Raw genomic sequence first — 23,879 nt, forward strand, 5'->3', positions numbered from 1 at the left:
CGCCCGCCCGCACCCGCTGTCACCCGTCGAGGGAACAGCTGCCCCGACCGCCCTCCACCGGGCCGATCGGACGGCTACGCTCAAGGTCCGTACGTCGTTCGGGCGACTTGGGGAGGTAACGGGATGACGGAGGCACGGCCCGCACAGGCCGCCTCGGCCGCCCTGTGGGAGCGCGACGAGGAGGTCGCCGCCGTCGACCGGGCGATCGGCACTCTGCGCGCGGACCGCTCGTCCTCGGGCAGCGTCCTGATGTTCCGGGGCGAGGCCGGACTCGGCAAGACCGCGCTGCTGGCCGAGGCACGACGTATGGCGGAAGCACGCGGCTGCACCGTCTGGTCCGCCCGCGGCGGCGAGACCCTCAAGTCCGTCCCCTTCAACGTGCTGCGGCAGCTGCTCCAGCCCGCCCTGGTGTCCCTGATGCCGGAGGAGGCGCGCGAGTACCTCGGCGACTGGTACGACATCGCCGGCCCCGCCCTCGGCCTGACCGAGCCCGGTGAGCGCAATGCCGACCCGCAGGGCGTGTGCGACGGCCTCGTGGCCGCCGTACGCCGCCTCGCCCGCCGGGACTGGCCGCTGGTGCTCCTCGTCGACGACGCCCACTGGGCCGACCAGGAGACGCTGCGCTGGCTCGCCGCGTTCGTCGAGCGCCTCGACGACCTGTCCGTCCTGGTCGTGGTGGCCCGCCGCCCCGGAGACGTCAGCGGAGAGAGCGCCCGCCACCTCGACGCCGTCGCCACCGCCGCGGACGCCCCCGTCACCACGCTCAGCGCGCTGACCCCGGACGCCACCGCCCGGCTGACCCGCGCCACCCTGGGCGAGCACGCCGACGCCCCGTTCTGCCGCGAGGTGTGGGCCGTCACCGGCGGCAACCCCTACGAGACCGTCGAACTCCTCGCCAAGGTCCAGGACAGCGAACTCGAACCGGTCGAGGCCCAGGCCCCCGAACTGCGCGCCCTCAACCGCTCCGCCCGCGGCAGCGGCCTCGTCGCCCGGCTCGAAGGCCTCGGCATCGAGGCCACCCGGTTCGCCTGGGCGGCCGCCATCCTCGGCACCGGCATCTCCGTCGGCCTCGTCGCCAAGCTCGCCACCATGAGCACCGAGGACGCCGTGCGCTGCGCCGAACTCCTGCGCAGCGCCCGCATCCTGACCGGACCCGACCCCGCCGCCGCCCCGGCCGGCGACGGCGACCTGGAGGACGGCGACCTGGAGTTCGTCCACCCGCTCATCGCCAGCGCCGTCTACAACTCGATCCCGCCCGCCCTGTGCACCGCGATGCACGGCATCGCCGCCCGCGTCGTCACCGACTCCGGGCTCGGCGCGGCCATGGCCTCCCGGTACCTCCTCCAGGTCCACCCGGACGACGACGAGGAACTCGTCGAGCAGCTGCGCGAGGCCGCCCGCGAACACCTCGCCGTCGGCGCGCCCGACGCGGCCCGCCGGTGTCTGGAGCGGGCCCTGCTGGAACCGCCCCGGCCGGAGTCCCACGCGCGCGTGCTCTACGAACTGGGCTGCGCCACCCTCCTGACCGCACCCGCCACCACGGTCGACCACCTCCAGTCCGCGCTCGCCATGCCGGGCCTCGACGGCGCCGAGCGCGTCGACGCCGTCGTCCGCCTCTCCCAGGCCCTGATCCACAACGACCAGCTGGACGACGCCGTCCGCACGGTCGAGGCCGAGGCCGCCCGGCACGAACCCGGACCGTCCCGACTCCGGCTCCAGGCCGTGCAGTACATGTGGGAGGGCATCCACGCGGGCGAGGCCGGCTCCCCGGGCCGCTCCGAGCGGCTCGCCGAACTCGCCTCGCGGTGCACCGGCCGGGACAACTCCGAGCGGGCCCTGCTCATCCTGCGCGGCTTCGACGCCATGACCCACGGGGAGAACGCCGAGGTCGTCGTCGAACTCAGCGACCGCGCCCTCGTCAACGGCCGCCTGGCACCCGGACTCGGCTGGACCGACACCGAGTGGGGCCTGGAGATCCTGATGATGCTGGCCAGCTCGTACACCTACACCGACCGGCTCGACCGCGCGGAGAGCATGTTCACCGACGCGCTGCGCACCTATGAGACGGCCGGCTGGAGCGGCGGCCACCTCGCCCTCGCCCACGCCTTCCTCGGCTTCAACCACCGCAGGCGCGGCCGCCTCCGGGAGGCCGAGGAGTCCCTGCGCGAGTCGTTGCGCATCGCCGACCGGGTCGCCCGCGGGCTGCCGTTGTACTGGTCGGCCACCTGCAATCTCGTCGACACGCTGCTCGCCCGTGGCCATGTCGAGGCGGCCTGGGCGATCGCCGAGCAGTACGGCTTCGCCCCGCCCTACCCGTCGACGATCGTGCTGCCCGACCCGCGCTCGGTACGCGGCCGGCTGCTGCTGGCCGTGGGCCGCACCCAGGACGGCATCAACGAACTGGAGGCCGCGGAGAAGGCGGCGGCGGCCCGCGGCCACCACAACCCGGTGATGGTCCCCTGGGCCCTCGACCTCGCCCGCGCCCTGGCCGGCCAGGACCCGGCCCGCGCCGCCCAGCTCGCCACGGAGGCCCGGCGGCGGGCCGAGCGGTTCGGCACCGACACCGCGATCGGCGAGGCACTGCGGTGCGCCGCCGCGCTGGAGACGGGCCAGCGGGCGGTGCGGCTGCTGTCACAGGCGGTGACCTACCTGGAAGCCTCGCCCTGCCAGTACGAACACGCGGCTGCCCGGGTGGAGTACGGGATCGCCGCGCGGTCGGTCGCGGAGATCCAGCGGGGGCTGGCGCTGGCCCGGTCGTGCGGGGCGGACGGGTTGGTGGCGCAGGCGCGGGAGGTTTTGGAGACGGGACGGGGACTGCGCTAGCTCACAGGGTGAGCAACCGATCGGTCACCGTCGCCAGTCGCTTCTGCACATCGCTGTCGTACGTCATCTCGTGTGCCCTCGCCCTGTTCGTGCCGTCGAAGTAGCCGCCCGTGCCCAACTCCTGCGTGGCCAGGGCCAGTACGCCCGGGGCACCGTCCGCCACCGTGCTCCACGGAGCGACTCCGCCCTCGCGGACCATCGCCGTGTCCATGAACGTGGCCGGGTGCAGGACGTTCACCGCGACGCCCGTGTCCGCCAACTCCTCGGCCAGGGCGAACGTATGGGCCGCCAGGGCGAACTTGGCGCGGCAGTACGCCGCGAAGCCGTCGTAGCCGCGGCGAAACTCGATGTCGTCGAAGTCCACGGGGTTCTGGCCCACCGAACCCACGTTGACGATCCGGGCCGGGGTGTTGGCGCGCAGCGTCGGCAGCAGGGCGCGGGTCAGGGCCACCGGCGCCAAGTAGTTGACGGCGAGCCGCAGTTCATGGCCGTCGGCGCTGAGCTCGCGGGCCGCGCCGGGTGAACCGGCGCCCACACCCGCGTTGTTGATCAGCACGTCCAGGTCGGGATGCGCGTCCGCGACATGGGTGCCCAGTTCGCGTACCTGCGCCAGCGAGGACAGGTCGGCGACGAACGCCTCGGCGTCGCCCTCCGTGCGGAGCTCCTCGACCAGTCGCTCGGTACGGCCCGGGTCGCGGCCGTGGGCGAGGACCACATGCCCGGCACGGACCAGCTCGAAGGCGACGTAGCGGCCGAGGCCGGAGGTGGCGCCGGTGATCAGAACAGTCGACATGCCTCCACCGTAGGCGCACGGCGGAGGCATGTGTGTGATACCCGCGAAGGTACGACCGGCAGGGTCAGGCTTCGCCGTCCTCCGCCAGCACCCGCTGGGCCGCCGCGAACGCCGAGTTCGCCGCCGGAACCCCGCAGTACACGGCCGTCTGCAACAGCACGGCCCCGATCTCGTCCGGCGTCAGCCCGTTGCGCCGGGCCGCCCGCACATGCATGGCCAGTTCGTCGTAGTGGCCGTGCGCGACCAGCGCGGTCAGTGTGATCATGCTGCGTTCGCGGCGGCTGAGCGTCGGGTCGGTCCAGATCTCGCCCCAGGCGTAGCGCGAGATGAAGTCCTGGTAGCGGGCGGTGAACGCGGTCTGCCGGGCCTGCGCCCGGTCCACATGGGCGTCGCCCAGCACCTCGCGCCGTACCTCCATGCCGCGCTTGGCCCCGCCGTCGAAGTGCGCGCGCAGGGCCGTCAGGACGGCCTCCGGGCATTGCGCGGGCGCCAGGTGCGCGGCGCCCGGGAGTTCGACGAGCGTGGCACGGGGCACCGCGTCGGCGATCTCCCGCAGATGCGGGGGCGGCGTCGCCTGATCGTCCCGGCCGGCGACGAGCAGCGTCGGCGCGGCGATCTCCGGCAGCCGCTCCCGCAGGTCGAACGCGGCGAGCGCGTCGCAGCAGGCGGCGTAGGCCCCGGGGTCGGCGTCCCGCTGGTCCCGGACCAGCCGGGGCACGGTGAATCCGGGCGTGAACCAGCGGGCGTCCGCGCTCTCCACGAGCCAGTCAAGCCCCTCGGCACGCACCCGTGCGGCCCGCTCCTCCCAGGGCTTCGCCCCGTTGAAGTGGGCCGAGGAACAGATCACCGCCAGCGAGGACAGCCGCTCCGGGTGGTGGACGGCCAGTTGGAGACCGACCGCGCCGCCCAGCGACACCCCCGCGTAGGCGAACCGCTCGATGCCGAGCGAGTCGGCGAGCGCGATCACCAGCTCGGCGAGGTCGGCGACCGTGGCGCCGGGGCCGATCAGGTCGGCCGCGCTCCCGCCGTGCCCGGGAAGATCCCAGCGCACCACCCGGTGGGTGATCGACAGTTCCGGCGCGATCTTGTCCCACAGGGCGTACGACGTGCCGAGCGAGGGGCCCAGCAGGAGCGGGGGCGCCGAAGTGGGGCCCTCGGTGTGGTGGTTGAGGAGTTTGGCGGTCAACGTCGCTCCAGGGCACGGTCGGTGAGGGTTTTGGCGGCGCCGGTGTAGTGGGCGGGGTCGAGGTCGACGGCCTTCTCCAACTCCGGCTGCTCCGCCAGGAGTTCCGCGAGGGAGCGCCCCTCGGCGTAGGTGCGCTGCGCCAGCTCGGTCAGCAGCTCCTTCGCGCGGGCGCGGCCGAGGACGGGGGCCAGGTCGGCGGAGAGTCGCTCGGAGACGATCAACCCGTGGGTGAGGTCCAGGTGTGCGCGCATGGCGTCCGCGTTCACCCGCAGCTCCTCGGTCAGTTCGGCGGTGTCGCGGGCCGCACCGCCGACCAGCCTCAGCAGGTCCCGCAGCGGCTCCCACTCGGCGTGCCAGGCGCCGGCCGGCCGCTCGTCCTCGGCGGCCAGCGAGCCGTACAGCGTCGCGGCGAGCTGCGGCGCCCGCCGCGCGGCAGCGGCGACGAGCGTGGACCGTACGGGGTTCGCCTTGTGCGGCATGGCCGACGAGCCGCCGCCGCTGCCCTCCGCGAGTTCCGCGATCTCGGTGCGGGCCAGCGTCAGCACATCCGTGGCGATCTTGCCGAGGGCCCCGGCCGCGAAGGCCAGACACCCCGCGAGATCGGCGATCGGGGTGCGCAGCGTGTGCCAGGGCAGGTCGGGTTCGCGCAGGCCGAGTTCGCGCGCGTACGCCGCCACGAGCGCGGTGGGGTCCTGTGCGCCGTACGCGGTGAAGGCGGCCAACGTCCCGGCAGCGCCGCCGAGTTGGGCGGGGAGTGCGTTCCGTACGGAGGTCACCCGGTCCCGCGCGTCCAGTACCAGGGAGCGCCAGCCGGCGGCCTTCAGGCCGAAGGTCGTCGGCACGGCGTGCTGGGTGAGCGTGCGCCCCGGCATGGCCGTGTCCCGGTGGTCGGCGGCCAGCCGGGCCAGCGCCGCCTCCGTCCGCGCGAGGTCGGCGCGGACCAGGTCGAGGGTGCGCACGGCGACCAGCATCGTGGCCGTGTCCAGGATGTCCTGGCTGGTCGCGCCCCGGTGGACGTACGGGCCGTACTCCGCCCCCACCGCCTTTGTGAGGTCGGCGACCAGCGGGATCACCGGATTGCCGCCCGCCCGCGCGCGTACGGCGATGTCCCCGGCGTCGAGACCACCGACCGCGGCCACGGCGGCAGCCGCGCCCTCGGGAGCCAGCCCGAGGGCCGCCTGGGCGCGGGTCAGCGCGATCTCCGCGTCGAGCAGCGCCCGCAGATACGCGGCGTCGCTCGTCGCGGCGGCGGCCGGGGAGTCGGCCCACCCGGGGGCGAGCAGGCCGACCTCTGCCTCAGATGTCACTGGAACTCCAGGAAGACCGTCTCGCCTTCGCCCTGAAGGCGGATGTCGAAACGGTAGGTGCCGTGGCCGCCGTCCGTCGCGATCAGCGTGCCCCGGCGCGCCTCCTCCACCCGGGACAGCAGCGGGTCGGCGGCGAGCGCCGCGTCGTCGCCCGGCAGGTAGATGCGGGTGAACAGGTGCACCAGCAGGCCCCGCGCGAAGACACAGACGCTGAGGTACGGCGCGCTCTGACCGCGCGCGCCCGGGCGCAGCGTCCGGGCGGACCAGTGCCCGCTCGCGTCCGTCTGGCTGCGGCCCCAGCCGGTGAACTCCACACCGGTGCGCCCCATGAAGCCACCGCTGGCCCCGTCGCGCCGCATCGAGCCGTCGACCCGCGGGATGTTGCCGTCCGGGTCCGGACCCCACAGCTCCACGAACGCGTCCGGCAGCGGGTTGCCCGCGCCGTCGTAGACGTAGCCGTGCAGGGCGATCGTGTCCGGGTGGCCGACGGGGGCGATGTCCTCGCCGCCCGGGAAGGGCAGGGCGTGGCCGTAGAAGGGGCCGACCGTGTGCGAGGGGGTCGGCAGGACCGTCTCCGGACGGCTCGTGTCGATCTTCGTCATGGCAGCTCAGCGTCCCTCTTCGATCCAGGTGGCGTGCGGTCCGTCTAGCACGATGTCCCAGTGGTAGCCCATCGAGAACTCCGGCACCGACAGGTTGTGGTCGTACGTCGCGACGAGGCGCTGGCGGGCCGCGTCGTCGGTCACCGACTGGATGATCGGGTCGTACGGGAACAGCGGGTCGGCCGGGAAGTACATCTGCGTCACGAGCCGCTGCGTGAACGCCGTGCCGAACAGCGAGAAGTGGATGTGGGCGGGGCGCCAGGCGTTGAGGTGCTGGCGCCACGGGTACGGGCCCGGCTGGACGGTCGTGAAGTGGTACCGGCCGTCGGCGTCGGTGAGGGTCCGGCCGACGCCGGTGAAGTTCGGGTCGAGCGGGGCGTCGTGCTGCTCGCGCTGATGGGCGTACCGGCCCGCCGAGTTGGCCTGCCAGATCTCGATGAGCTGACCGCGGATCGGACGCCCGTCACGGTCGAGGAGCCGCCCGGAGACGGTGATGCGCTCGCCGATCGGCTCGCCGTTGTGCTGCCGGGTGAGGTCGTTGTCGATCTCGGTGATGTCCCGCTCCCCGAAGGCGGGGGAGTGCAGCTCCACCAGCTCCGGGTCCTTGGAGACGTCGATGGTGATCGGCGGCTGCTTCGGGTGGCGCAGGACCGAGGAGCGGTACGGGGCGTAGTCGCGGCGCGGCTGGTGTTCCACGGGGCCGCCGTCGGCGAGGCGCTTCTCGTAGGCGGCGTGTTCGGCCGCGATCTCCTGGTCGATGTCGTGCTGGGTGAGAGTCATGGGGGATCCCGGGGGCTTGACGGCGCCGATTACTCAGGGCACTGACTATTTCGGTGAAGTTTCTTTCACGCTGCCATCGGACGGGGATCGCGTCAAGACCCAGGAGAAAGGCGAGGTCGGTTGTCCCAGGGAGGCCTAGAGACAGTCGCGATGCCGCCCGGTATTGTTCAGTGCACGTACGAATCCGACTCTCTCGGGAGCGCACATGGCTGCGGTGGACCTCACCACCCACCCCGGGCACCTGGCCCGCCGCCTGCAGCAGGCGCACTACCTGCTGTGGAACACGATGGTCTCGGAGGAGATCACCTCACCGCAGTTCGCGGTCCTCAACGCGCTCGTCGCCGAGCCGGGCCTGGACCAGCGCACGGTGGGGGAGCGGGTGGGGCTCGACCGGTCGACCATCGCCGAGGTGATCAGCCGGCTCGGCCGCCGTGGGCTGCTCGACAAGGTGCGCGACCCGCAGGACGGCCGCCGCTTCCTGCTGCGCCTCACCGACGACGGGCTGCGCACCCACCGCAAGCTGACCGTCCGTACGGCCCGCATGAACCAGGTCTTCCTGGCCCCGCTCTCCGCCGCCGAGCAGTCCGTCTTCTTCGAGCTGATCCAGCGGGTCGCGGACGCGGCCGAGGGGCTCCGCAACCCGACGGAACCCCCTGCCGAACAGCGTCAGGCCTTCACGAACAGCACCCACACCTGACCCTTGGCGAAGTTCACCGGGCCGCCGTCGCTCGTCGTGAACGTCGTGCCGTCCGTCGCCCGGTCGCGCTCCCAGTGGGCGTCGTACGCCTTCCCGCCGCGCAGCACCTTCGCCTTCCCCGAGCCCACGGTCTCCGTGTACGGCGTGTTGTTGCCGAGGAAGTCGTGGAAGCCGGACTTGCGGATCTTGACGTACTGCACGACGACCGTCGCCGGGGCGAGCCGCTTGCCCCCGGTCGTCACCGCCGCGGTGCCGTCCATCGAGACCAGGTAGCGATTCCGGCTCGACGACCAGGTGAAGGAGTAGCTGGCCGCCGGGTAGCGCACGGTCTCCGAGGTGTCCTTCCTGCCGTCGGACGGGGCGGAGCCGTAGGTGAAGCCGGTGGTCAGGGCGTCCGCGCCGGGAGCGGCGGGCAGCAGCCGGGACGGCCGGAGATAGAGGTTGTGCGGGGCGGCCTTGGCGGTGCCCCGGAAATAGGCGCCGTCGGTCTTGCCGGGCGTCTGCGGATTCAGCGGCGCCTTGTTGATCAGCGGCATCAGCTTCCCCTGGGCGCCGGAGAAGGCGAGCGTCGGGTGGTCGAACTGGCGCAGCAGCTCCAGGTCGGACTCGCGGGCGCTGCGCACCGGCCCGACGACCTTCGGGAGCTTGGTCGCGTAGACCGCCATCAGCCGGCTCAGGCCGCCCTCGACCTGCTCGGTGTAGACGATGTCCGCGGAGTCGGTGCCGGTGTGCGGCCGGGCCGCCCGGGCGTTGTCGATCTTCACGGCGAGCACGGGCGCACCGGCCAGTCCGCTCTCCGACGGCTCCTGGCTCTGCTCCGGGGTCCGGCTCTCGCCGTGCGTCCGTTCGGGTGCCCGACCATCGTCCGATGGGCCGGACCCATGCGTGCCCGTGCAGCCCGCCGCCAGGGAAACCGTCAGCGCGGCGGCCAGGAGCGCCGCCGTAGTGCCGGCGCGTCGCGTGCGCGCCCGTCGTCCCATGCCCACCGTCGCCACCCAAGTCTCGTTTCACTGATTGTGCGCTTATTTGTTCATTGCTGGCCATACCCGCTCGCATTTGATCGGCTCGGGTGAGTACCTCTGAGGGAGACCGTTTGCTACGCCGAGCGGCCCAGCACGCGGTTCGGCGGGGTCCGGCCGGGTACCCGGGGCGCCTTGGAAGGGGGAAGCAGGGGGGAAGGGAGTGCGCAGCGATGAAGGCAGTGACCTGGCAGGGCAAGCGGGACGTACGAGTGGAGAACGTGCCCGATCCGACGATCCAGGAGCCGACGGACGCCGTCATCCGCATCACCTCCAGCGGACTGTGCGGCTCCGATCTGCATCTGTACGAGGTGCTCACCCCGTTCATGACACCGGGCGACATCCTCGGTCACGAGCCCATGGGCATCGTCGAGGAGGTCGGCGCCGGGGTGCCCGACCTCAAGGCGGGCGACCGGGTCGTCGTCCCCTTCCAGATCGCCTGCGGCAGCTGCTGGATGTGTGAGAACTCCCTGCCGACCCAGTGCGAGACCACCCAGGTCACCGGCGAGGGCATGGGCGCCGCGCTCTTCGGCTACACCCGGCTGTACGGGTCCGTACCGGGCGCCCAGGCCGAGTATCTGCGCGTCCCGCAGGCCCAGTTCGGCCCGATCAAGGTGCCCGAGGGGCCGCCCGACGACCGCTTCGTCTACCTCTCCGACGTGCTGCCCACCGCCTGGCAGGCGGTCGCCTACGCGGACGTACCGCAGGGCGGCAGCGTCGCCGTGCTCGGTCTCGGGCCCATCGGCGACATGGCCTGCCGGGTCGCCCAACTGCGCGGCGCGGGCACGGTGTTCGGGGTCGACCTGGTCACCGAGCGGCTGCGCCGGGCCCGGCAGCGCGGCGTGGAGACCTTCGACCTGCGGGACTTCGACGACGAGAAGGAACTAGTCGGCGCGATCCGCGACCGCACCGCCGGCCGCGGCCCCGACGCCGTGATCGACGCGGTCGGTACCGAGGCCCACGGCAGCGCCGCCGCCCGCCTCGCCCAGAACGCCACGGCCCTGCTGCCGCGCAAGCTGAGCGGCCCCTTCGCGGAACGCTTCAGCGTCGACCGGCTCGCCGCCCTTTACACCGCCATCGACCTGGTCCGCCGCGGCGGCACCATCTCGCTGTCCGGCGTCTACGGCGGCATGGCCGACCCGCTGCCGCTGCTCACCCTGTTCGACAAGCAGATCCAGCTCCGCATGGGCCAGGCCAACGTGCGCCGCTGGGTCGACGACATCCTCCCGCACCTGACCGACGAGGACGTGCTCGGCGTCGAGGACTTCGCCACCCACCGGGTGCCGCTGGACGAGGCACCGCACGCGTACGAGATGTTCCAGCGCAAGCAGGACGGCGCGGTGAAGGTGCTGATGAAGCCCGGAGTCAGCTGAAGCCCTGCGTCAGCCGGCCGTGCCGAGGATCTCGTCCAGGTCGTAGCGCACCGGCTCCTCCAGCTGCCCGTAGGTGCAGCTCTCCGGCGTGCGGTCCGGGCGCCAGCGCCGGAAACGGGCCGTGTGCCGGAAGCGTGCCCCGTTCTCCATGTGGTCGTACGCCACCTCCGCGACCCGCTCGGGCCGCAGCGGCACCCAGGACAGATCCTTCTTGCCCGACCAGCGGCTGGGCGCCCCCGGCAGCCGTGCCGTCTCGTGCGCGGCCTCGTCCGACCAGGCCGCCCAGGGATGTCCCGTGGCGTCGTCCATGCGCAGCGGCTCCAGCTCGTCGATCAGCTCGGCGCGCCGTTTCATGGTGAAGGCGGCCGACACGCCGACGTGCTGGAGGGCGCCCCGGTCGTCGTACAGCCCCAGGAGCAGGGACCCGACGACGGGCCCGCTCTTGTGGAGGCGGTAGCCGGCGACGACCACGTCCGCGGTCCGCTCGTGCTTGATCTTGAACATCGCGCGCTCGTCCTGGAGGTAGCGCAGACCGAGCGGCTTGGCGATGACGCCGTCGAGGCCGGCCCCCTCGTACTGCTCGAACCAGCTCTGGGCGACGTCGATGTCCGTGGTCGCCGGCGCGAGGTGGACCGGCGGGGTGACCTCGGACAGGGCCGTCGACAGCAGGGCCCGCCGGTCGGTCAGCGGGACGTCGAGGAGCGACTCGTCGGCGAGCGCCAGCAGGTCGAAGGCCACGAAGGACGCCGGGGTGCGCTCGGCGAGGGTCCGCACCCGGGAGTCGGCCGGGTGGATGCGCTCCGTGAGCGCGTCGAAGTCCAGCCGTCCGTCACGGGCGATGACGATCTCCCCGTCCAGCACACAGCGCTTCGGCACCCGCTCCCCGAGGGCCTCCACCAGCTCCGGGAAGTACCTGGTCAGCGGCTTGCCGGTGCGGCTGCCGAGCTCGATGTCCGTCCCGTCCCGGAACACGATCGCCCGGAACCCGTCCCACTTCGCCTCGTACTGCATGCCCGGCGGGATCTTCGCGACCGACTTGGCGAGCATGGGCTTCACGGGAGGCATGACCGGCAGATCCATGCCTCCGATTCTGCTGGCCCCTGATGGATTTCGCCCGGTATGCGAGGCTTGTCGTGCTGGCCTACCGTGGCTCGCATGGGTGACGCGGTGGAGCTTGAGGTGGGCGGCCGGACGGTACGGCTGTCCAGCCCGGACAAGATCTTCTTCCCGGAGCGCGGTTTCACCAAGCTGGACCTGGCCCGGTACTACATCGCCGTCGCCCCCGGCATCCTGCGCGCCCTGCGCGATCGCCCCACCACCCTGGAGCGCTATCCCGACGGCGTGACGGGCGAGAACTTCTTCCAGAAGCGGGCGCCCAAGAACATGCCCGACTGGATCCCGACCGCCCACATCACCTTCCCGAGCGGCCGCAGCGCGGACGAGATGTGCCCCACGGAGGAGGCCGCGGTCCTGTGGGCCGCCCAGTTCGGCACGCTCACCTTCCATCCGTGGCCGGTACGGCGCGACGACGTCGACCGCCCCGACGAACTCCGCATCGACCTCGACCCGCAGCCCGGCACCGACTACGACGACGCCGTCCGCGCCGCCGGTGAACTCCGGGCCGTGCTGGAGGAGTTCGGCGGACTGCGGGGCTGGCCCAAGACGTCCGGGGGACGCGGCCTGCATGTCTTCGTGCCGATCGAACCCCGTTGGACCTTCACCCAGGTGCGGCGGGCCGCGATCGCGGTCGGACGCGAGATGGAACGCCGGATGCCGGACCACGTGACGATCAAGTGGTGGAAGGAGGAGCGCGGCGAGCGCATCTTCATCGACTACAACCAGACCGCCCGGGACCGCACGATCGCGTCCGCCTATTCGGTACGACCCCGGCCGCACGCCCCCGTCTCCGCACCCCTGCGCTGGGACGAGGTGGGCGTGGCGCACCCCCAGGACTTCGACCTCGCGACCATGCCCGCGCGCTTCGCCGAACTCGGTGATGTGCACGCGGACATGGACGATCACGCGTTCTCGCTGGAGCCCCTGCTGGAACTGGCCCGCCGGGACGAGCACGACCACGGCCTCGGTGATCTGCCGTACCCGCCCGAGTATCCGAAGATGCCGGGGGAACCCAAGCGGGTACAGCCGAGCCGAGCCCGTAAGGACGGGACTGCGTAGGACGGGCCTACAACTCCTTGATCCGCACGTCCCGGTAGGAGATGACGTCCGTCGTGCCGTGCACCTGGAGCCCGACGTAGCCGGAGGCGAACCGCCTGCCGTCCGTGCCCGGGTCGTCCGAGCGGGGCGGGACGAATTCCTGGCCGCCGGTGTTGTCGAACTCGTTGATGAGCACGCCGTTGCGGTAGACCGAGTAGTGCTGGTCGACCACCCGGATCTCGTAGTCGTTCCAGGTGCCCTTCTGCGTCACGCCCGCGCCGGCCAGGCCCACGCGGTCGAACCCGTAGATCGACCCGGTCTTGTACATGTCGCCGTCGGGCCGGTCCAGGACCTGCACCTCGTGCCCGTACTTGATGGCGACCCACTCCGGGCGGGACTCCTCGGGGTGGTCGTGGACCCACGGGAAGCGTACGAACACACCGGCGTTGGCGTTGCCGGTGCCGGGTGCGTCGTCGCGCCACTGGAGGCGGAGCGAGAAGTCGCCGTACTTGCGCTCGGGGAACCACAGCATGCCCAGCCCGGCCCTGGTGGTGCCGGAGGTGATGGATCCGTCGGCGTTCAGCCCGAACGAACCTCCGCCCACCTGCTGCCACTTGGCGAACGACGCGGGGCTGCCGTCGAGGATCTTCCGGTAGCCCTCGGTCTGCCCGGGCCTGCCGATCCCGGACTGACGGGCGGCCTTCTGGACGGCGTTGTACTCGCGCTGGTCGACGACGCCTTCCTTGAGGAGCTTGTCCAGGACCGTCTTCACGTGCTTGAGGAACAGCGCGTGGGACGTCCACTCCTTCTCGTCCTCGATCAACTCGTTGATCCGGCACCGGTTGTTGGTCAGCCGGTTCGGCACCCCGGAGTCGACGTCACCGACGATCACCGTCAACCGCTCGTCGAACTCCGGGCAGTTGGGCGCGGGCACCTGGCTCGACACCACCGTGAAGGTCACGGTACGGGCCGCGGCGGTGTTGCCCGCCTTGTCGGTGGCCCGGTAGGCGAGGGTGTGGGTGCCCGCGCGGTCGACGACCACGGGGGTGGTGTACGCGAGGTACGGTCCGCCGTCGATCGAGTACTCGATCCGGTCCACCCCGGAACCGCCCTCGTCCGTCGCGCTCACGGTCACCTTGGCGTTGCCGATGTAGGCCCCGTCGGAGTTCTTCGTCCCCTCGACGGTCACGCCCGTCACCGGCGGGGTGGTGTCCGGCGTGGGTGTCGCGACGACCTTGAACTGGACGCTCTTCTCGGCGGACACGTTGCCCGCCTTGTCGGTGGCCCGGTAGCGCACGGTGTGGCTGCCGAGCTGGTGCACCATCACGGGCGCGGTGTACGGCTGCCAGGCCCCGGTGCCGAGCGCGTACTCGATCGTGTTGACCCCGGAGCCGGTGTCGGAGGCCGACACGGTCACCGTCGCCATGTCGAAGTACGCCCCGTCGGCGTCCTGTTGACCGGTCACCGTCGCCGAGGTGTCCGGCGGGGTGGTGTCGTCGGAGGCCGGGGGCACCACCGTGAACTCGACGCTCTTCTCCGCGGAGACGTTCCCCGCCTTGTCGAGCGCCCGGTAGCGGATCTTGTGACGGCCCACCTGGTCGACCACGACCGGGGTGGTGTACGGCAGCCACTCGCCCGAGTCGCCGATCGCGTACTGCACGCTGCCGACCCCGGACCCGCCCTCGTCGCCGGCGCTGATCGCGACGCTCGCCGAACCGACGTACTCACCCTGCGCGTTCTGCGCCCCCGTGACCTGCGCGGACGTCTGCGGCGGCGTGGTGTCCGAGCCGCCGCCCTCCGTCACCACGAGAATGCCCTGCATCGAGCCGTGGCCCGGGATCGTGCAGTGGTAGAAGTAGCGGCCCGGGGTGAGCGTGACCTCGGCGGTGTGCCGGCCGCCCATGTCGTCGTTCGGGTTGGCCAGGATGTTGAGCTGGACGTCGCTGTTGAACTCGGGATCGCTCGTCACGAAGGTCAACGTGTGCGGCATACCGGTGGTGTTGCCGGTGGCCGCGCTGTTCTCGAAGACGATCGTCGCCTGACCGGCCACCGCGGTCGTAGGCGCCGACGTGTACCGGGTGATGTCGTCGCCGGCGGTCCAGGTGAGGGTCTGGGCGGCGGCCTGTTCGGGTTGCGCCGTGCTCGGTACGGCCTGGAGGCCGAGCAGCATCAGCACCGCCGCCAACAGGGCGGTGAGGACTCTTCGTCGCCGTGTCACTGCGCAGCCCCCCTCGCCAGCTGGTCGGCGGCGGGCGTCGGACCACCGCCCGTGTAAGTGACCCGCCACAGCGCCGACTTGGCGTCCGAGGTGAAGAAACCCCGGCCGTAGTCGAGGACGTACAGCGAGCCGTCCGGACCGAACTTCCAGTCCATGAGGTTCTTGATGCCGTCGTTGCCGATCGGGACGATCTTCTTCAACGACTCGGAGTGCACGGGCAGCCCACCCTCACCATGGTTCTTCGGGTCGGTGATCACGGCGTTGCGCGGCTGGTCGGCGTCGTAGAAGTCGCCGACGAACCACTTGCCGTCCCAGTACGAGGGCCACTTCACGTCGCTCGCGCTCGCGGCGTCGTAGCGGTAGACCGGCCCGTTCATCGCGGCCTGCCCGCCGCCCTTCAGCCACGGCAGCAGATACGTGGACTCCTCCTGCTTGTACGAAGGAACGCCGTTCGCGTCGCGCGGGAAGTCCGGGGCGCCGCCCTGGGGCGAGTACCAGATGTTGTTGCCGGTGACCGGCGGGAGGTTGACGAGGCCGTCGTTGTTCGGCGACTCGTTCTTCGGGTGGTCGCAGTCGTACCAGCCCAGCGGTTTCGTCGGGTCGGGGAGGTTGCGGTCGCGGTAGGGCTGCTTGTTGCCCATGCAGTACGGCCAACCCCGGTTGCTCGCCTTGGTGATGACGGCGAACGTGTCGTACTTCGCCGGGCCCCAGGTGGTGGAGGGCGCCGAGGCGTCGGGGCCGACCCACCCCGCGTAGAGGATGTCGGTCTTCTTGTCGACGAAGATGCGGGCCGGGTTCCGGACGCCCATCACATAGATCTCGCCGCGCGTCTTGCCGCCGCCCTCCTCGGTCTCCTGCCCGGTGAAGAGGTTCCCGGCGGGCAGGGTGTACGTCCCGTCGGCCTCCGGGTGGATGCGCAGGATCTTGCCGTTGAGGTTGTTGGTGTTGCCGGCGGTGCGGCGCGCGTCGGCGAAGGAGACGCCCTTGTAGTTCGGCTCCGGGTTGTTGCCCGAGTAACCGTCGCTGAAGCGGCTGGAGTTGTTGTCGCCGGTCGCGATGTACAGGTTGCCCTTGGAGTCCCAGGTCATCCCGCCGCCCGCGTGGCAGCAACTGTGGATCTGCACCGGCCACTTGAGCAGCACCTTCTCACTGCCCAGGTCCAGCTTGTTCGTGGTGAGGTCGAGGGTGAAGCGGGAGACGCGCCGCTCGGCCATCCGCGTCTCGCGGTTGATCTGTGAGTGCGGGGTGTAGTGCAGATACACCCACCCGTTCTCCTCGAACCGCGGGTCCAGCTCGATGCCGAGGAGCCCCTCCTCGACCTTCACCAGTTCGTCGCCGCCGCCCTTGTTGCCGAAGACGGTCAGGGCGCCCGCCAGGGTCACCTTCTTGGTCCTCGGGTCGTAGACGTGGATCTCGCCCTTGCCCTTGCCGATGTCGGGGTTGTTCCAGTCGGTGACCACCGGCTGGGAGGAGTCGGCGCCGCCCCGGCCGATGTAGAGCACCCGTCCGTCGGGCGCGGTGACCAGGCCGTGCGGCTCGCCGATCTGGTCGTTCTGGCCCGGCTGGTTGGGCTGGGTGAGGCGCTCGGCCTTGTAGTTGCCGGTGATGGTGGCCTTGCAGTCGGCCCGCGCCAGCCGGGTCGTCCACAGCAGCGCGCCGCGCAGATGGGCCCGGAAGTCGGTCTCGTCGTAGGAGGAGACCGTGCCGCCCATGCCGGTGTAGAAGGAACGCCCGCCGTCGTAGTCACGGCACCAACTGACCGGGTGGTCCCAGCCGTTCTTCCCGTCGCCGGGCTGATAGGTCGACTCGCGCACGCGGGCCACGGTGTGCACGGAACCCGAAGGGTTCTTGGCCCAGTTGAACCACTGATCGGGCCGTTTCCACTGCACCGGCAGATCCTTGGTCGCCGGATGCTGACGATCGCCCACCTCAACCACAGCCCTCTGTACGGCGGTTGGGCTGGAGGCGGCGGGACGGGCCCCGACGAGCCCCGTGAACCAGTCCGAGTACGGCTCGGCGCGCGCGGCGTCATGGATGCCGACGAACCCGCCGCCCGCCTCCATATAGGCCTCCAGTCCCGCCTCCTGCTCGGGGTCGAGGATGTCGCCGCCCCCGGTGAGGAAGACGATCGCGTTGTAGCGCCCCAGTTCGGTCTCGTCGGTGAACACCGAGGCGTCGTCGGTCGCCACGGTCTTGAACCGCTGGTTCGTGGGCCCGGACAGCCCGATCCTCTCGATCGCCTCGATCCCGGCGTTCACCACCGGCGACTCCTCGCCGGCCGCGGCGGATCCGTAGAAGAGCAGCACCCGTACATTCGCGCCGCCCGGCGGCGACTTGACGGACATCGTTGTCAGCGGTGGTTCGGGCGCCGGGCGCGCGGTGGCGGCGGGACCGGACAGCAGCCCGGCCACGACGACCCCGGCGGTCACGCCCGCCACACCGATCCGTCTTCTCGTGCTCAACCCTCGTAAGTGCATGGGCACCTCCTCGGTCACAGCGACAGCGCCAAGGAAGCTAGACGTCTTCGCGCACCTCGCCAATACCTATGACCGAGTTGGGGTCAACTTTGTCCTGAGTGTGGATAAACAGCGGAACGGCCGGTACCGTCTCACCGGTTCATCACAGGTACGTCTCTGCAAATTCCTTACCAGGCTGGGGAGTTCCGCATGGACAGACGCGGGTTCAACAGACGGATGCTGCTGGGCGGCGCGGCCGTCGTGGGCGCCGGAACCGTCGCGACATCGTTGTCGGCCGCCCCGGAGGCCGCGAGCGCCGACACACCGGCGAAGACGGCCCCGGCGGGCGGCGAGGTCCGGCACATCAAGCTGTACGCCGAGAAGCTCGCCGACGGGCAGATGGGCTACGGCTTCGAGAAGGGCAAGGCGACGGTCCCGGGCCCGCTGATCGAGCTCAACGAGGGCGACACGCTGCACATCGAGTTCGAGAACACGATGGACGTGGCGGCGAGCCTCCACGTCCACGGCCTGGACTACGAAATCTCCAGCGACGGTACGAAGTTGAACAAGAGCGACGTCGAACCGGGCGGCACCCGCACCTACACGTGGCGCACCCACGCCCCCGGCCGCCGCAAGGACGGCACGTGGCGGTCCGGCAGCGCGGGCTACTGGCACTACCACGACCACGTGGTCGGCACGGAACACGGCACGGGTGGCATCCGCAAAGGCCTCTACGGCCCGGTGATCGTCCGCCGCAAGGGCGACATCCTCCCGGACGCGACCCACACGATCGTCTTCAACGACATGCTCATCAACAACAAGCCCGCCCATTCGGGGCCCAACTTCGAGGCCACCGTGGGCGATCGGGTCGAGTTCGTGATGATCACGCACGGCGAGTACTACCACACCTTCCACCTGCACGGTCACCGCTGGGCGGACAACCGCACCGGCCTGCTCACCGGCCCCGACGACCCGAGCCAGGTCATCGACAACAAGATCGTGGGCCCGGCCGACTCCTTCGGCTTCCAGGTCATCGCGGGGGAGGGCGTCGGAGCGGGCGCGTGGATGTACCACTGCCATGTCCAGAGCCATTCGGACATGGGGATGGTGGGGCTGTTCCTGGTGAAGAAGACGGACGGCACGATTCCTGGGTATGAGCCGCACGAGCACATGGCAGGGCACGAGCACTGAGGGTGCGCGGGGGCGGCTGATGCCGTCACGTCCGCCGCCGCAACCGCCTTTCCGTCCTCCCGAGAGCGCTCTCACTCCCGCTCCTCGCCAGGGCTATCCTGGGCCGCAACCAGGAGGAGGGCCCCGAAGTGAGCGAGACAGTGCCGCGTCCCACGCTGGAGGCCGTGGCCGCGCGGGCCGGGGTCTCGCGGGCCACCGTGTCCCGGGTGGTGAACGGCGGGGACGGGGTCAGGGAGCCGCTCGTGGAGCGGGTGCGGCGGGCCGTGGAGGAGTTGGGGTACGTCCCCAACCAGGCCGCCCGCAGCCTCGTGACGCGACGGCACGACGCCATCGCCGTCGTCGTCGCCGAACCGGAGACCCGGGTCTTCGCCGACCCCTTCTTCGCCCTGCAACTCCGGGGCATCAGCAAGGAGTTGACGGCCCACGACAACCAACTCGTCCTGCTGCTCACCGAGGGCCGGGACGACCACGCCCGCGTCGGCCGCTATCTCGCCGGCGGCCATGTCGACGGGGCGCTCGTCTTCTCCCTCCACCTCGACGACCCGCTGCCCGGCCTGATCCAACGGGCCGGAATCCCGACCGTGTTCGGCGGCCGGCCCGGCTGGAGCGACGGCACGGGGGAGGACGTGGTGTACGTCGACAGCGACAACCGCGGCGGCGCCCGGGACGCCGTACGGCATCTCGTCGGCCTCGGCCGCACCCGGGTCGCCCACATCACCGGCGCCCTCGACCAGACGTCGGCGGTGGACCGGCTGGAGGGCTTCCGGGACGTGATGGGCGACGTCGACCCGCGGCTCGTCGTCGAGGGCGACTTCACGCCGGCCGGCGGGGAGCGGGCGATGCGCGCACTCCTCGACCGCTGCCCGGACGTCGACGCCGTCTTCGCCGCGAACGACCTGACCGCCTCCGGGGCCCTGCGCGTCCTGCGCGAGCACGGCCGGCGCGTCCCCGACGACGTCGCCGTCATCGGCTTCGACGACATGCTCCCGATCGCGGAACAGACCGACCCGCCCCTCACGACGATCCGGCAGGACATCGAGGAGATGGGCCGACTCATGGCCCGGCTGCTGCTGAAGGGGGCCGGGGACGTGAGGTCCGGGGTCGTGCTCCCCACGACCTTGGTGCGGCGAGCGTCCGCCTAGACCTCATCGGGACGGCCCTCCCTGAGTGCTCGTGGGCGTGAACGGCGGACAGTCCCCACGCGCTCACGCCCCGAGCGTCACGGCAGTGGCCGTCGCAGCAGGCCGCCACGACACCGCCCGCTGTGGAGGGAAACCACTCCCGACACAGCTCACCGGCCGACTCGGCTCCCGTACCGCCGGGTCAGCCCTGCGCCGGTGCGCTCTTGATCACCGCGAAGCGTGCCCCGTACGGATCGGCCAGGCGCGCGACCCGGCCCACCCCCGGGATGTCGGTCGCCGGCATCCGGACCCGGCCGCCCCCCGCCTCCGCCTCGGACACCACCGCGTCCACGTCCGTGACCTCGAAGTACGGCAGCCAGTAGGGGGCGCCGTCCGCCTCTGTGGGGGCCTCGGCGAGCGGGACGATGCCGCCGAACATGCCGTCCTCGGAGGTGCCGGCCGGGTTGATCGTCGTGTATGTGCCACCCGGGAAGTCGACGCCGTACGTCTCCAGGCCGAGCACCGCGTTGTAGAACCACGCGGCCATCGGCTGATCCGCCGTGTACAGCTCGACCCAGCACAGCGAGCCCGGCTCCTGGGTCACGTCCAGCCCCTTGAGGCGGCCGGGCTGCCAGATGCCGAAGGGGACGCCCGCCTTGTCGGCGAGGATCGCCATCCGGCCCTGGTCCATCACGTCCATGGGCTGCATCAGCACCTTGCCGTGGGCCTGCTCGGCGGCCTTCGCCGTGGCGTCCGCGTCAGGCGTCTGGAAGTACACCGTCCAGGACGGCGGCCCGTCCTCCGCGGTGGACTGCATGCCGCCCGCCACGGTCTTCCCGTCCAGCTGGAAGAAGCCGTAGCCGCCGGACTCGGGCGGCCCGGGCTCGAAGCGCCAGCCGAAGAGCGCTCCGTAGAAGGAAGCGGCGCCGTCGATGTCGGGGGTGCCGAGATCGACCCAGTTGGGTGCGCCGGTGACATAGCTGGTGGTGAGCATCCTTGCCCTCCTCCGAGGGGTCACGTTCCACTGCACTCCCGAGTCTTGCACCGCCCACTGACAATCGCGCCGCAATACCGCGCGCCGCGTTGATCCCGCGTTGATCGAACGTTTTGCGCCCCCCGGCACGATCCTGCCCATGCTCATCGAGACGATCACGCCACCCGACCTGAACTGGCAGGACGAGGCGCTGTGCGCGCAGACCGGCGGGGACTTCTTCTTCCCCGAGCCGGGCAGCTCCGTACGGGAGGCGAAGCGGATCTGCGGTCTGTGCCCGATCCGCTCCGCCTGCCTGGAGTTCGCCCTCGACAACGACGAGCGCTTCGGCGTGTGGGGCGGCCTGTCGGAGAAAGAACGGCTGGAGATCCGGCGCACGTCCCGCTGAGCAGGGCGTACGCCCCGGATCACGCCGTACGTCACGCCGAGCAGCGCGTAGGCACGGATCACCCGTACGTCACGCTGAACCGCCTCGTCCCCGCCGGCACCCCTACGTCCTGACCCGTCCGGCCGAGCTCCCGCCCGTCCGCCTCCACCGACCGCACCTCGCCGAAGCGGCACGGGTAGACGAACCTCACCCCCTCCGGCGCCTGGGTGATGTCCACGGTCACCCTCCGCTCCGCCCGGTCGTGTGCGAGCCGGTAGCCGAAGGGCGCGCCGAAGAGCGTCGGTGCCGCCTCCACGGTGACCGGTTCACCCCCGGGCACCCAGTGCGGCCGTACCCCTGGCGCGATGTACAGGTGCGGGTCGTGGTCCTCGTCGGCCTCGAAGAAGAGGATGTCGCGGATCAGCAGCAGATATTCTGCCGCCGCCCAGCCGTGCGGGATGTCGCCCATGTACCAACGGCTGTACGGGACTTCGCGGAAGTCGGACGCGATCGGGAACGCGTGCTGCTCGTTCCACGCGCCCAGCGCCACCGCGCGCTCCGCCACGCTCGCGAACCCTGCCGCGACCGTCCAGCCGAGCAGCGCGTCCATCCGCTCCGGGTCCCCGGCGAGCAGGTAGGCGTGCGCCAACTGCAGGGTCAGATAGGGCCCGTACGCCTGCCAGGCGGCCTCGTGCCGGTAGCCGCCGGTGACGAAGTGTGCGTACAGGGTGTCGAGCGTGCAGCGGGCGGCCCGGTCGATGTCGTCTCCCAGCTTGCTGCCCATGTGCAGGCGCAGCGGGTGGAAGTACGCGGCCGCCCCGATCATCGTCGAGTCGAGGCGTCCGACGTCGCCCGGCCCCGTCGGGATGTACGTCTCCCAGGCGCCACGGCGACGCTGCTCGTCCAGCACCCAGCGGATCGAGTCGCCCGTGGCCCTCTTCAAGTCGTCGAAGACGGACCAGAGTTCGCCGACCTCCGGCGCCCCGATCCGCTCGGCGAGGCGCGCGGCCTCGTAGAGCCCGGCCAGCGCCCAGAAGTCGTCCCAGTAGTGCGGCTTGTCGCGATCGCCGAGGTGCTCGGCACTCCATCCGCTGTGCAGCAGGCCGTACTGGTCGCGGTTGTCGCGCAGCCAGCGTGCCCCGTCCCGCACATAAGGGACGTACAACTTGGCGCCGAAGGCCGCCTGTTGCCCGCTCGTGCGGTCGAAACGGCCGATCGCCCACAGGGCTTGGCCGTTGCTGTCCCACTCGCGGTCCTCCTTCTCGTGCGGGCCGCCGTAGAAGCCGTACTCGGCACAGGGCCCGATCCGACCCGTGCCGAGGTTGAACTTCAGCGGGTAGTGCGTGCGCAACTGCCGTTCGGCCAGGGCGGAGTCGCCGACCAGAGTGCAGGCCGTCGCCTCGACGGAGGAGTCCCTGATCCAGAAGGAGTCGTAGACCGTGGGGCCCGGATGGATCTCGCCGTGGTCGGAGAGGATGAGCAGCTGGGTACGGGCCTGCCGGAACAGGTCCGTGAGGTGGGCCACCGGGCGCGGCAGGCCCGGCTGCACGCCCTGTCCGAGGATCTTCGACGTCCAGAACTCCCGGTTGGCGTCCTCCAGTTCGGCGACCGGTGTGCCCCGCAGCTCCGCGAGGTCGGCCGCGCCGCTGAACAGGTCGACGGGCAGCCGTACGTCGATCTCGAAGACCTCGCTGTCCGCCACCCGGAACGGCCAGGCGAACACCGCGCTGCACATCCCCGCCACCTGGTCCTGCGCCTCCAGCGCGCCGTTCAGCTTGCCGCCGACGACGAGGTCGTGGAACGGGCTGCGGGTGAGGTAGCCGTCCGGATCGAGGGAGAAGTCCGGGTTGCCGTAGACCCCGTACTGCTCGGGCGCGGTGTCGAAGACCGGGCCCCAGCCCGAATTGGTCTCCACCCGTTGCTCGTCCGGCAGATGGCGCAGGAACGTCAGCCGCCGGTCGGTGATCTCGCGGCCGTTGCGGTCGTGCCGCTGGAAGCCGCTCGGCCCGGCCGGCAGCACGGCCGCGCACAACAGACCCTCGCGCGGCTGCCCGGTGGGGCTGCCCACGGTCACCCGCGTGACGACCAGGTCCCGTTGGTTCGCGCCGACCGTCGTCGCGAAGGTGCGCTGCACGAACTCCACGTCCTCCGGCGTGCGGAACGTCGTCAGCACCACCGGCAGATGCGGTGCCTCCATCCGCTGCTCCACCCTTCCCCCGTCCGGGAGTTGGGGCAGCCGCAGGGCACCCGTCGCCGGGTCGTGCAGGAAGAAGCAGAGGCTGTACTTGTCGTAGACGGGCTCGATCTCGCCCGCCTGGCCGATCAGTGACTCCTGGCGATGGTCCTTCACCCCGACCATGTGCCAGTACCGGTACAGGGCGTTGGACGCGAAGGCCGCCTCCTTCGAGTCGTACGTGCCGGAGTCGAAGTCGTCGCTCCAGCGCCGGAAGGCCTGCTGCGCCCACCAGGGCACGGGATACGGGACCCGGTCCCGACCCGCCCAGCCGCGCCACATGACCTCGTAGAACATCCACTCATGGGTCTGGGCCATGGTGTGTCACCCCCTGCGGGCACCGTTGCACCGCGAGAGCCTCCCGTAAATCCGTGCGACCGGCCGATCGGAGGGCGGCTAAGATCCGGGAGCGCATCCGGACGTAGCGCAGAGGCAGACGCACCGCCTTGCGCAGGCGAACACGCCGGTTCGAATCCGGCCGTCCGGATGCGTGTGGGGTCCCGTAGAGCAGAGGCAGACTCGCCGCCTTGTCAGGGCGGATACGCCGGTTCGAATCCGGTCGGGACCG

Annotated in this window: 18 protein-coding genes and 2 tRNA genes; 9 read left to right on the forward strand and 11 right to left on the reverse strand. The window is 71.2% G+C overall.

The features are described 5' to 3' along the window. Window positions 1-123 precede the first annotated feature (123 nt). Window positions 124-2,823, forward strand: a complete 2,700-nt coding sequence (locus CRP56_RS35285; protein ID WP_097270992.1) for an ATP-binding protein — start codon at window positions 124-126, stop codon at window positions 2,821-2,823. 1 nt (window position 2,824) lies between these two features. On the opposite strand, the gene CRP56_RS35290 is transcribed toward CRP56_RS35285, so the two are convergent. The 5 genes from CRP56_RS35290 to pcaH all read right to left on the reverse strand — a co-directional run bounded on the left by CRP56_RS35290 (window position 2,825) and on the right by pcaH (window position 7,491). Continuing rightward, window positions 2,825-3,616, reverse strand: coding sequence for an SDR family NAD(P)-dependent oxidoreductase (locus tag CRP56_RS35290; RefSeq protein WP_097270994.1), 792 nt, complete (start codon window positions 3,614-3,616; stop codon window positions 2,825-2,827). 64 nt (window positions 3,617-3,680) lie between these two features. Further along, window positions 3,681-4,802, reverse strand: coding sequence for a bifunctional 3-oxoadipate enol-lactonase/4-carboxymuconolactone decarboxylase PcaDC (gene pcaDC, locus CRP56_RS35295; protein ID WP_097270996.1), 1,122 nt, complete (start codon window positions 4,800-4,802; stop codon window positions 3,681-3,683). After that, on the reverse strand, window positions 4,799-6,109 hold the full coding sequence (gene pcaB / locus CRP56_RS35300) for a 3-carboxy-cis,cis-muconate cycloisomerase (protein WP_097270998.1): 1,311 nt from the start codon (window positions 6,107-6,109) through the stop codon (window positions 4,799-4,801). Before pcaB ends, pcaDC begins: the two co-directional genes overlap by 4 nt. Further along, a complete protein-coding gene (gene pcaG, locus CRP56_RS35305) occupies window positions 6,106-6,711 on the reverse strand; it encodes a protocatechuate 3,4-dioxygenase subunit alpha (RefSeq protein ID WP_097270999.1) in 606 nt (201 codons plus the stop codon). The genes pcaB and pcaG overlap by 4 nt, the downstream gene beginning before the upstream one ends. Window positions 6,712-6,717: 6 nt before the next feature. Further along, entirely contained in the window at window positions 6,718-7,491 is a 774-nt protein-coding gene (gene pcaH, locus CRP56_RS35310) for a protocatechuate 3,4-dioxygenase subunit beta (protein WP_097271001.1), read from the reverse strand. Between the two features lie 205 nt (window positions 7,492-7,696). Here pcaH and CRP56_RS35315 point away from each other — a divergent pair, with 205 nt between their 5' ends. Continuing rightward, the gene (locus CRP56_RS35315) at window positions 7,697-8,188 is read left to right on the forward strand and encodes a MarR family winged helix-turn-helix transcriptional regulator (RefSeq protein ID WP_097271003.1); all 492 of its coding nucleotides are present in this window, start codon (window positions 7,697-7,699) and stop codon (window positions 8,186-8,188) included. Here the strand turns inward: CRP56_RS35315 and CRP56_RS35320 are convergent. Next, window positions 8,158-9,168, reverse strand: a complete 1,011-nt coding sequence (locus CRP56_RS35320) for a DUF3048 domain-containing protein (RefSeq protein WP_097274750.1) — start codon at window positions 9,166-9,168, stop codon at window positions 8,158-8,160. The genes CRP56_RS35315 and CRP56_RS35320 overlap by 31 nt on opposite strands. Window positions 9,169-9,380: 212 nt before the next feature. Here CRP56_RS35320 and CRP56_RS35325 point away from each other — a divergent pair, with 212 nt between their 5' ends. Further along, the gene (locus tag CRP56_RS35325) at window positions 9,381-10,580 is read left to right on the forward strand and encodes a zinc-dependent alcohol dehydrogenase (RefSeq protein WP_097271005.1); all 1,200 of its coding nucleotides are present in this window, start codon (window positions 9,381-9,383) and stop codon (window positions 10,578-10,580) included. A gap of 9 nt (window positions 10,581-10,589) precedes the next feature. Here CRP56_RS35325 and CRP56_RS35330 read toward each other — a convergent pair whose 3' ends face one another. Then, entirely contained in the window at window positions 10,590-11,660 is a 1,071-nt protein-coding gene (locus CRP56_RS35330; protein ID WP_097271007.1) for an ATP-dependent DNA ligase, read from the reverse strand. Window positions 11,661-11,735: 75 nt separating this feature from the next. On the opposite strand from CRP56_RS35330, the gene ligD reads away from it, so the two are divergent. Continuing rightward, window positions 11,736-12,755 (forward strand): non-homologous end-joining DNA ligase, encoded by a 1,020-nt coding sequence (ligD, locus tag CRP56_RS35335; RefSeq protein WP_097271009.1) that lies wholly within the window; start codon window positions 11,736-11,738, stop codon window positions 12,753-12,755. A gap of 7 nt (window positions 12,756-12,762) precedes the next feature. Here ligD and CRP56_RS35340 read toward each other — a convergent pair whose 3' ends face one another. Both CRP56_RS35340 and CRP56_RS35345 read right to left on the reverse strand, forming a co-directional pair. Beyond that, the gene (locus tag CRP56_RS35340; protein WP_097274753.1) at window positions 12,763-14,904 is read right to left on the reverse strand and encodes an OmpL47-type beta-barrel domain-containing protein; all 2,142 of its coding nucleotides are present in this window, start codon (window positions 14,902-14,904) and stop codon (window positions 12,763-12,765) included. Between the two features lie 44 nt (window positions 14,905-14,948). Next, window positions 14,949-17,429 carry a ThuA domain-containing protein gene (locus CRP56_RS35345; RefSeq protein WP_179851194.1) on the reverse strand — a complete coding sequence of 827 codons (2,481 nt, stop codon included), beginning with the start codon at window positions 17,427-17,429 and terminating at the stop codon, window positions 14,949-14,951. 189 nt (window positions 17,430-17,618) lie between these two features. Between CRP56_RS35345 and CRP56_RS35350 the strand changes: the two genes are divergently transcribed. Continuing rightward, complete coding sequence (locus tag CRP56_RS35350) at window positions 17,619-18,599, forward strand: multicopper oxidase domain-containing protein (protein ID WP_097271011.1); 981 nt, start codon at window positions 17,619-17,621, stop codon at window positions 18,597-18,599. Between the two features lie 128 nt (window positions 18,600-18,727). Then, entirely contained in the window at window positions 18,728-19,741 is a 1,014-nt protein-coding gene (locus tag CRP56_RS35355; protein WP_097271014.1) for a LacI family DNA-binding transcriptional regulator, read from the forward strand. Window positions 19,742-19,922: 181 nt separating this feature from the next. Here the strand turns inward: CRP56_RS35355 and CRP56_RS35360 are convergent, their stop codons facing one another. After that, complete coding sequence (locus CRP56_RS35360) at window positions 19,923-20,714, reverse strand: VOC family protein (protein WP_097271016.1); 792 nt, start codon at window positions 20,712-20,714, stop codon at window positions 19,923-19,925. 139 nt (window positions 20,715-20,853) lie between these two features. Between CRP56_RS35360 and CRP56_RS35365 the strand changes: the two genes are divergently transcribed. Continuing rightward, a complete protein-coding gene (locus CRP56_RS35365) occupies window positions 20,854-21,099 on the forward strand; it encodes a WhiB family transcriptional regulator (RefSeq protein ID WP_179851195.1) in 246 nt (81 codons plus the stop codon). Window positions 21,100-21,157: 58 nt separating this feature from the next. Here the strand turns inward: CRP56_RS35365 and CRP56_RS35370 are convergent, their stop codons facing one another. Further along, window positions 21,158-23,629: a hypothetical protein gene (locus CRP56_RS35370; protein ID WP_097271020.1), complete on the reverse strand. Its 2,472-nt coding sequence runs from the start codon at window positions 23,627-23,629 to the stop codon at window positions 21,158-21,160. A 97-nt stretch (window positions 23,630-23,726) separates the two neighbouring features. Here CRP56_RS35370 and CRP56_RS35375 point away from each other — a divergent pair. Both CRP56_RS35375 and CRP56_RS35380 read left to right on the forward strand, forming a co-directional pair. Continuing rightward, window positions 23,727-23,798, forward strand: a tRNA-Arg gene (locus tag CRP56_RS35375). Window positions 23,799-23,807: 9 nt separating this feature from the next. Continuing rightward, a tRNA-Asp gene (locus tag CRP56_RS35380) sits at window positions 23,808-23,879 on the forward strand.

Origin of the sequence: Streptomyces sp. TLI_55, assembly GCF_900206255.1 — a bacterium.
Classification (GTDB): Bacteria; Actinomycetota; Actinomycetes; order Streptomycetales; family Streptomycetaceae; genus Streptomyces; species Streptomyces aquilus.